Raw genomic sequence first — 2,314 nt, 5'->3', positions numbered from 1 at the left:
TACTACTTTGGTTGTAGATATATCGCCAGAGTTACAGATTTCAAGGACGATGCAACGTGATGGTGTCAGTAAACAGCAGGTAGAGCATATTCTTGCGAGTCAAATGACTCGAGAACAACGACTCGCTAAAGCTGATAATATTATTGATAATCAAGGAGAACATGAGCTGTTGCGCAGTCAAGTACTTCGTCTGCACCAACAATACTTACAACAAGCAGCCGATTTAGAAACTAACGTCAATGACTGATTTAATTTATGAACAACCATTAAATGAAAAAATACGCAGTTATTTACGTATAGAAAACCTTGCCCTCCAGTTGCAACAGCATGCCGAACAAGATAATCAACATCAATGTTTTAGCCCTTTGTTTGCTCTTGCCGAATTAACTGAACGATGTGACTATCGCACCGATATTTTAAAAGATATTGAAAAACAGATTCAGATAATTTCTCATTGGCGTACTAACTCAAATGTAGGTATCGCTCAAGTGGATCAACTCATCCAAAGGCTAATCGCGCTAAAATTACCACTGCAAGCGCAAGAAAGAATTGGCTGTAGCCTTAAACAAGACAAATTTATCTCTGCATTACGACAGCGCTTCAACATGACTGGCGCATACTGTAATTTCGACTTTCCACAATTGCACTTTTGGCTTGGCAAAGACTGGCAACATCGACAGCAAGATATCAAAAGTTGGATTATTCAATTCCAACCTCTACTCGCCCCAATCACATTACTTCTTGAACTGATTCGAACGACAGCAGATTTTGGTCTATGCCAAGCTCCAGTGGGTTTCTATCAAAGTAACTCAATACAACCGCTGTCATTAATTCGAGTGCAAATAAATTCCAATCAAAACTGCTACCCTACCGTCAGTGGTAACCGAAATCGTTATGCCATCCATTTTGTAGATTTCGATTTACATCGTCATACCTGTGAAACTGTTGAGTTCTCACTAGCAACCTGCACTTAAACACTTTAACATCACTGGTAATATACATAACCAAGAATGATTATGCCTTTAACAGTAGTAAACTGCCCAATTTGCAGAACCAAAGTTGAATGGAAAGACGAATCCCTATTTAAACCTTTTTGCAGCGAACGCTGTAAATTGATCGATCTTGGCGACTGGGCCAGCGAGAAGCATGCTATTCCGGTTAAACACGATGTAGACCTAGATCTGTTGGATGATGCTGGTTTTGATGAAGGCGACTTCTTTAAACAATAAGTTCAAATTATAAAGGGGCAAACATGCAAAAAAGAATTCATGTCGCTGTCGGTGTCATCATTAATCAAGATAGGCACATTTTACTGGCTAAGAGACTAGGACACCTTCATCAAGGTGGAAAGTGGGAATTCCCAGGCGGTAAGGTGGAAATTAATGAAACGGTTACGGAAGCGTTAATTAGAGAACTCAAAGAGGAAGTTAATCTTGATGTATCTAATTCAACGCCCTTCATGGACATCAGTCATGATTATCCAGATAAACATGTCAGACTCGACATTCATTTAATTACTGAATTTTCAAACCAAGCGCAAGGTATGGAACAACAGCAAATTGAATGGGTGCCGATACATAGTATTGCAGAATACGACTTCCCAGAAGCCAATAAGCCTATCGTAGAAAAGATATTAGCTGAACTCTAAAATCGTCCCCCACTATTTGAATACCAATCGAAAAGAACAAGTTGATGTGGTCAAGTAAAACTGTACACAAACAGGGGGCGTTTTTATGCTGCCATTTCGGCAGCCGCTGGCGTCATATAATTGTTATAACTATGACCACGTTTTGTATTGTAGTGCTTTAGTATGTAATTCAACGCATCCTGCTTCGCTTCATCAAAATTGTTGTAACCATACTTCGGCATCCATTCTGTTTTAAAACTTCTAAAAAAACGTTCCATTACCGCGTTATCCCAGCAGTTTCCTCGTCGACTTATACTCTGCGTTATTTGATACTTCCACAGCATTTGTCGATATTGAAGACTACTGTAATGGCAACCTTGGTCAGAATGAAACATCAGGTTTTGGGGCCGTCCACGACTTTCAAATGCCATTCTTAATGCTGCACAAGTCAAATCGGTATTCGGGCTGTCAGAGCAAGCCCAACCCACCACTTTTCTCGCATACAAATCCATTACCACGGCTAAATAGAGCCATTTGGTTCCTGACCAAACATACGTCACATCACCACACCAAACCTGGTTTATGACGTCAACGTTAAACTGTCGCTTTAACAAGTTAGGCGCGATTGTAGGCTCATCATTCACTATCTTGTAGCGATGTTTTCTGGGTTGGCTACTGATAAGTCCT

General features: G+C 40.2%; 5 protein-coding genes. 4 read left to right on the top strand and 1 reads right to left on the bottom strand.

Translation table 11 applies throughout. The annotated features are described in order from the left end of the window. The 4 genes from H5202_RS20830 to mutT all read left to right on the top strand — a co-directional run. The coding region (locus tag H5202_RS20830) for a dephospho-CoA kinase (protein ID WP_182773744.1) at positions 1 to 247 on the top strand (247 nt) is incomplete at its 5' end. Beyond that, positions 240 to 974 (top strand): cell division protein ZapD, encoded by a 735-nt coding sequence (gene zapD / locus H5202_RS20825; RefSeq protein WP_182773743.1) that lies wholly within the window; start codon positions 240 to 242, stop codon positions 972 to 974. The genes H5202_RS20830 and zapD, both read left to right, overlap by 8 nt. Before the next feature lie 42 nt (positions 975 to 1,016). Then, positions 1,017 to 1,229: a DNA gyrase inhibitor YacG gene (gene yacG, locus H5202_RS20820; protein WP_182773742.1), complete on the top strand. Its 213-nt coding sequence runs from the start codon at positions 1,017 to 1,019 to the stop codon at positions 1,227 to 1,229. Positions 1,230 to 1,252: 23 nt separating this feature from the next. Beyond that, positions 1,253 to 1,648, top strand: coding sequence for an 8-oxo-dGTP diphosphatase MutT (mutT, locus tag H5202_RS20815; RefSeq protein ID WP_182773741.1), 396 nt, complete (start codon positions 1,253 to 1,255; stop codon positions 1,646 to 1,648). An 83-nt stretch (positions 1,649 to 1,731) separates the two neighbouring features. On the opposite strand, the gene H5202_RS20810 is transcribed toward mutT, so the two are convergent. Then, positions 1,732 to 2,314: IS3 family transposase (locus H5202_RS20810; RefSeq protein WP_182773740.1), on the bottom strand; the 583-nt coding region annotated here is incomplete at its 5' end.

The organism is Shewanella sp. SG41-4 (assembly GCF_014164505.1).
Lineage (GTDB): Bacteria > Pseudomonadota > Gammaproteobacteria > Enterobacterales > Shewanellaceae > Shewanella.
Note: the sequence above shows the minus strand (reverse complement) of the source record. Positions and strands in the feature narration are given on the sequence as shown.

Coding starts and splice junctions, on each gene's coding strand:
- zapD (WP_182773743.1), top strand. CDS start 240: ATGACTGATTTAATTTATGAACAACCATTAAATGAAAAAATACGCAGT.
- yacG (WP_182773742.1), top strand. CDS start 1,017: ATGCCTTTAACAGTAGTAAACTGCCCAATTTGCAGAACCAAAGTTGAA.
- mutT (WP_182773741.1), top strand. CDS start 1,253: ATGCAAAAAAGAATTCATGTCGCTGTCGGTGTCATCATTAATCAAGAT.